General features: G+C 60.5%; 6 protein-coding genes. 3 read left to right on the top strand and 3 right to left on the bottom strand.

Annotated elements, in window-relative coordinates:
• Positions 1 to 95: 95 nt before the first annotated feature.
• The 3 genes from EN984_RS22900 to EN984_RS22890 form a co-directional block, all read right to left on the bottom strand.
• Entirely contained in the window at positions 96 to 494 is a 399-nt protein-coding gene (locus EN984_RS22900; RefSeq protein WP_127267659.1) for a hypothetical protein, read from the bottom strand.
• 290 nt (positions 495 to 784) lie between these two features.
• Positions 785 to 1807, bottom strand: coding sequence for a glycosyltransferase (locus EN984_RS22895; protein WP_127267660.1), 1023 nt, complete (start codon positions 1805 to 1807; stop codon positions 785 to 787).
• 95 nt (positions 1808 to 1902) lie between these two features.
• Positions 1903 to 3033, bottom strand: a complete 1131-nt coding sequence (locus EN984_RS22890; RefSeq protein WP_127267622.1) for a nucleotidyltransferase family protein — start codon at positions 3031 to 3033, stop codon at positions 1903 to 1905.
• A gap of 514 nt (positions 3034 to 3547) precedes the next feature.
• Between EN984_RS22890 and EN984_RS22885 the strand changes: the two genes are divergently transcribed.
• The 3 genes from EN984_RS22885 to EN984_RS22875 all read left to right on the top strand — a co-directional run bounded on the left by EN984_RS22885 (position 3548) and on the right by EN984_RS22875 (position 4699).
• Positions 3548 to 3700 carry a lasso peptide gene (locus tag EN984_RS22885; protein WP_013891488.1) on the top strand — a complete coding sequence of 51 codons (153 nt, stop codon included), beginning with the start codon at positions 3548 to 3550 and terminating at the stop codon, positions 3698 to 3700.
• A 137-nt stretch (positions 3701 to 3837) separates the two neighbouring features.
• Positions 3838 to 4152 (top strand): PqqD family protein, encoded by a 315-nt coding sequence (locus EN984_RS22880; RefSeq protein ID WP_127267623.1) that lies wholly within the window; start codon positions 3838 to 3840, stop codon positions 4150 to 4152.
• The gene (locus EN984_RS22875) at positions 4136 to 4699 is read left to right on the top strand and encodes a lasso peptide biosynthesis B2 protein (protein ID WP_127267624.1); all 564 of its coding nucleotides are present in this window, start codon (positions 4136 to 4138) and stop codon (positions 4697 to 4699) included. Before EN984_RS22880 ends, EN984_RS22875 begins: the two co-directional genes overlap by 17 nt.
• Positions 4700 to 4874 lie beyond the last annotated feature (175 nt).

Raw genomic sequence — 4874 nt, 5'->3', positions numbered from 1 at the left:
CTCCTGAACGGGCCAACCTTGACCTTCCCTGTGACCCTCTCGATTGCTTCCCGCCTTGCATCAAATCTGTTGCAACAGTTCCGAGCCTTCACGTTTCAACCTCTGCCGGCGCCTGCCGGCCAGGCGAATTCCGCCGAGGCGGCGGCCGAATCGGCGTCCTCGTCGAAGACCATATCCAGCGAATGACGGAGCTCTTTCATCATGCCGTCCTGGCGCGACAGCGCTGCAATGCGGCGTTCGCAATTCAGGATTGACTGTGTCAGTGCGCTGACTTCCGAAGACCGCTTGTCGGAAGCTGAGCCGTTCTCCATGGCTTCGACCAGGAAGGCGGCGTTGGTCGACGTTGTCCGGTAGCGATTCTCAAGCCCGGTTCTTTCGGCCTCGATCTCGGCCGCAATTTGTTCGAACAGCTTTGCCAGACGATCAAGACGTGAAACATCGGCCTGCCGGTCGCGGGCCGGATCCCTTGATCTGAAACCGAATATCGAGGCCATGGGCTCAGGTTCCTGTCATCGCCGGCTTGTGGGCCGGGCTTCTGGCCGATCCCCGCAGCCGGGGCTCAAAAACTCGCCTTGCATTGTCCTGCTCCTCTGAAGGAGAGACATCGGACCAATCCGATCGGGGGCCAGTTCGGCTGGTCGTCCAATATGCTGCACCGCAACATAGACTGCCATCGTCGGAGCCGCGAGGCAACCACCCAATTCGTAAACTCATAAATCCAGCCGAAATGGTTTGCGTGATGACGTGTCGCGAGCGGACAAACCGCAGGCCTCGGGCCTCGCTCTCAGCGTTCCTTGCCCATGCTGGTTCCAGCCATCAGAAAGCGCCGCGGCGGCACAGGCTTTTGGCTGGACATAAGGCCGACGCGACGAAACAGCGCCTCGAGCTTGTCGGAAGCCACGCCCTGGACGATGGGGACGAGGTTGGACAGGCTGGCGAAAGCGTAAGCCGCGGCCGATGCCAGCCCCCGCTCAGCCTTGACGTCAAGGAAATTGCGCAGCCGATATTTGTCGCGCACGTGCCGTTCATGCCGCCGCAGCACCGCCTTCGAGCCTTCCGGCAGACTGTCGATCGCCAGCAGCGCCAGATCCGCATCGGCCAAACGCTTCAGGTCCTGAGTCTTGTGGCGGCCGCTCAAAGAATCGGCGCGGACGACGGCGCCGTAGCCGCAGGAGCGAATGACCTTGAACCGCGCCCCGCATGCGACTGCGCGGGCGTAGAGTTCATAGTCCTCGCCCAGCCGCAGGCTCTCGTCGTAGCTCAACCCGTGGCGGTGGAGGAAGGCACGGCTTATCACCGGCTTCAAGAAGCCCAGTTCGCCCCTCTGCACGCGGCGCCTGGAGATGTTGCCTTCGACGAAGCGCTCGAAATCGAGGAATTCCGGATCGGCGGCAAATTGCGGCGCGACGATTTTCGTCGCGTCGCCCGTCGCATCATCCCTGATCAGCATGATGTTGTCGGCTGCGAAATCCCAATCGGCCCCGGCAAACAGGTTGCGAAACCGGCCTTCGAGGAAAAAATCGTCGGCATCAAGAATGCTGATGAACGGCGATTTCGAGCCGGCGATGGCTGCGTTGCGGGCAAAGGAGGGGCCGCGATTGACATCGAGGCGCATCACGGAGAGCCGCCCGCTGCCATCATCGGCGGATCGTGCGACATCGGCGGTGTCGTCGGTAGAGGCATCATCGACAACGACGACCTCCGCCACTTCCGGTTCGCGCAACGCGGATGCGATGGCGACGGCGATTGTCGCTGCGGCGTTTTTTGCCGCGATGATCACGCAGACCTCGAATTTCGTCATCGACATGGATTTGCCTCTCGTACAGGTAATATCGATTTGCCCTCGCCCCGTACTCCTTCGATGCCCTACAGAATTGCCATCAGCACCCAATTTGCCTTCATTCAGCGACTTCCCGGCCGCTCGAAGATGCGGCGGCTGATATCGGCGGACGCCGCCCAGCCGGCTTCGGCCAGATAGCGGACCGGCGCGCGGCCGCACAGTTCCCACAGCACCGTTCGCCGCTGTGGCCACCGCAGCGACGGCAGCCATGGCGCGATGACCATGCTGAGCAGATCCTCATTGCCGATGCGCGACAGGATCCTGGTCGCGCGCTGCGACAGCAGCGTGCCAGCGCCGCCGAGTAGCACATCGGCGGCGCGCAGGCCAAGCAGCAGCGTGTCGTCCAAACCTTGTACGGTTGCGGCATCGAGCAAACGCTGCTGATCCCCCTCGTCGAGGCGGGCGGCGCTGGCACCGATATCACAGACGTAGCCCGCGCAGGGTTCCCGGTTGAAAAGTGCCTTGGCGACGCTGATGCAGGACAAAAGCAAAGTATCGGCCACCGAGGTGAACGGCACCGTCGCACCGGCGATTTCGACCTGTCGCTTGCGCCGCAGAAACCCGTCCGCGTCGCGCGGGCTTGGCGAGCCGGGCTGCTGGAGGCGGTAATGGAGATCTACCGTGGACGACCTCGGCCCGTCGTCCCGGGTCATGTGCTGTTCGCCGAGGAAGCGGACCCACCAGACGGAGTTCGACTTGCCTGATACCTCATAACCGATCTGGCGAAGCGCATCACGCGCCCTGAAAAATCCGAGCGGCGAAACAAGGATGTCGACATCGCCGGACGGCTTCATGAAGTGGTCGTCGTAGAGAAGCTGCTGCTGGAACGGACCCTTCAGAAAAACAAAATCGATCTCGCTGGCGCGCAGCACATCATGGACCGCCATGGAATCCATGATGCAGGACGCGTTCATCGAAACCGTCCTCCTGCGGTAGGTGTCGAGCCATCGGAAAAGCTCAGGCGGCCTCTCAAGCGCGGGTGCGCGCGAAAGGGCCTTGAGGACAAAGGTGGCGACCTTGTTCAGCCTGGCGATGTCGGCAATTTTGGCACCGTCCAGATCACGCATCGAAATGTCGCCCGCGCCGGCGTGCGGCCCGGCAAAATACAATCGCAGGCAGGCCTGTACGTAGGCCACCTCGTCGGCACAGCCGGCGGCGCGCAATCGTTCGTATGAGCCGTCAGGCAAGGCCATTTAGCGCACAATCTCCCAAGAAAGCGGTTTGCGCGAACACTTATGCTGCACGTGCGAAGCAAACATCACCAAAAACCTCGATGCCGTAAAGCCTTTCCTTTTGCAGTGCGAATTTTTGCAACCGAAGCGTCTATCGAGATCGCGTCGGAAAGAAGTGAGAACCGCGGCTGAAATATCCTTGCCAGGTCTTTTAGCCGATCCGCGGCCGAATTTTCCAAACCGAAAATTCTTTCCATTAGCGAAGCCTAAAAATAAGCACAAAACAAACGATTTATGCAAGCAAAATCATATGCTTAAAGAATCAGCACAGGCGCTGCCATCATGCCCAAGGAATCGGCTAAAAAGTGACAAGTTTTAGGCATGGCCGCTCATGTCCTGACGCCAGCAACGTAATTGATTAACGGAAGGTAAAACAGTCTTGACTCATAAATGCTGCCGTGCAGCTATTGCATTGCAGCATAAAAGTGCTGACGGCACTCGACAGGCCGTTTCCAGTCCTAAATCGGAGAGTAAAATGGAACAGAATGTTGAAAAGCATGAATACGAGACACCAAGCCTGACGGTTCATGGTTCGATTGAGACCATCACCCAGGGTGGCGGCGGCAACACGGCGATCGACGCGTCGTTCCCCGCGCACACGCCGATCGGCGACCTGACGTTCTCCTGAGACTTATAGCCGTTTCCAGAGTGACATTTTGGGACTCTGGATTCAAAAGCAGACGTAAGAGGGGTCGGGGGGCCAGCCTCCCGACTTCTCCTGCGCCAACCGGAGATGTCGAAGCGTTTTGTCAGTGAGGTGCGGGGATGAACGGGAAGCAATCCGACCATGATCTGGCCGACCACGATAGCGTGAGTGCGACCAAGGATGCCGTGGCCTGCGAGTTCGGCGATGGCTTGGCGCTGCTCAATCTCAAATCCAATGTCTACTACAGCCTGAATGGCGTCGGCGCCTTCATCTGGGATTTGATCCAGGAGCCCCGGTCGATCGGCGACATCCGCAGCGCCGTGCTTGCGCGCTATAATGTCGACCCGGTGCGCTGCCAGGCCGATGTCGACGCATTGCTGAAGGGCCTGACTGATAATGGGCTTGCGAGACGGCATCATGAGGCACTTGTCTAAACCGGCCCAGCACAAGACGCTGGTTTCGCAGGCCATAGTTTCGCGGGCCCTGGTTTCGCGGGCCACGGCTTTACGGCAGGAACCCGCGAGGGAAACAGGCCTCAAGCAGTCGAAGCGCGGCGAAAGCCGGCACGGGCTGGTCAGGATTTTCTCCCTGAGCGGCTCGGAAATGATCTTCCTTGGCCATTGCCTGCTGGTGGTGGCGACAGTTCGGCTGGGGCTGACGCTGCTGTCCTACAATCGTGTACGCAGCCTGGTGACGCGCCTAGACGCGCGGCAGTGCGCTTCAATGGGCGAACTGCGGCGTGTCGCCTGGGGCGTTGCCGCCGCGGCCCGTTTCGTCCCTTACGCTACGTGCCTGACCCAGGCGCTCTCCGGCCAGTATATTCTCGCCCGCCAAGGCAATGAATCGACGATACGCATCGGCATCGAACGTGGTACGGGCGAGCAGTTGAAAGCACATGCCTGGCTGGTCAGCGACAACCATATCGTGCTTGGCGGATCGATCGACGGCTTCGCCCATCTCGTCGACCACGGCAGCCGATGAGCGGCGTCGCTGGAATCCTGCTGCGCGGAGCACACGCACCGGCGGTCGCGGCGGCAGACATTCAGCAAATGCTGGCGCGCATGCGCCATCGCGGTCCTGACGGCAGTTCTTGGTGGCTGGACACCAGCATCGCCCTTGGCCACGCCTGGCTCAACACATCGGATGAGGTCGGCCC

It is taken from the genome of Mesorhizobium sp. M7A.F.Ca.CA.004.12.1.1, from assembly GCF_003997835.1.
In the GTDB taxonomy this organism is placed as follows: domain Bacteria; phylum Pseudomonadota; class Alphaproteobacteria; order Rhizobiales; family Rhizobiaceae; genus Mesorhizobium.
The sequence above is the reverse complement of the archived record's forward strand: the minus strand, read 5'-3'. Positions and strand labels throughout refer to the sequence as shown.

Coding starts and splice junctions, on each gene's coding strand:
- EN984_RS22900 (WP_127267659.1), bottom strand. CDS start 494: ATGGCCTCGATATTCGGTTTCAGATCAAGGGATCCGGCCCGCGACCGG.
- EN984_RS22895 (WP_127267660.1), bottom strand. CDS start 1,807: ATGTCGATGACGAAATTCGAGGTCTGCGTGATCATCGCGGCAAAAAAC.
- EN984_RS22890 (WP_127267622.1), bottom strand. CDS start 3,033: ATGGCCTTGCCTGACGGCTCATACGAACGATTGCGCGCCGCCGGCTGT.
- EN984_RS22885 (WP_013891488.1), top strand. CDS start 3,548: ATGGAACAGAATGTTGAAAAGCATGAATACGAGACACCAAGCCTGACG.
- EN984_RS22880 (WP_127267623.1), top strand. CDS start 3,838: ATGAACGGGAAGCAATCCGACCATGATCTGGCCGACCACGATAGCGTG.
- EN984_RS22875 (WP_127267624.1), top strand. CDS start 4,136: ATGAGGCACTTGTCTAAACCGGCCCAGCACAAGACGCTGGTTTCGCAG.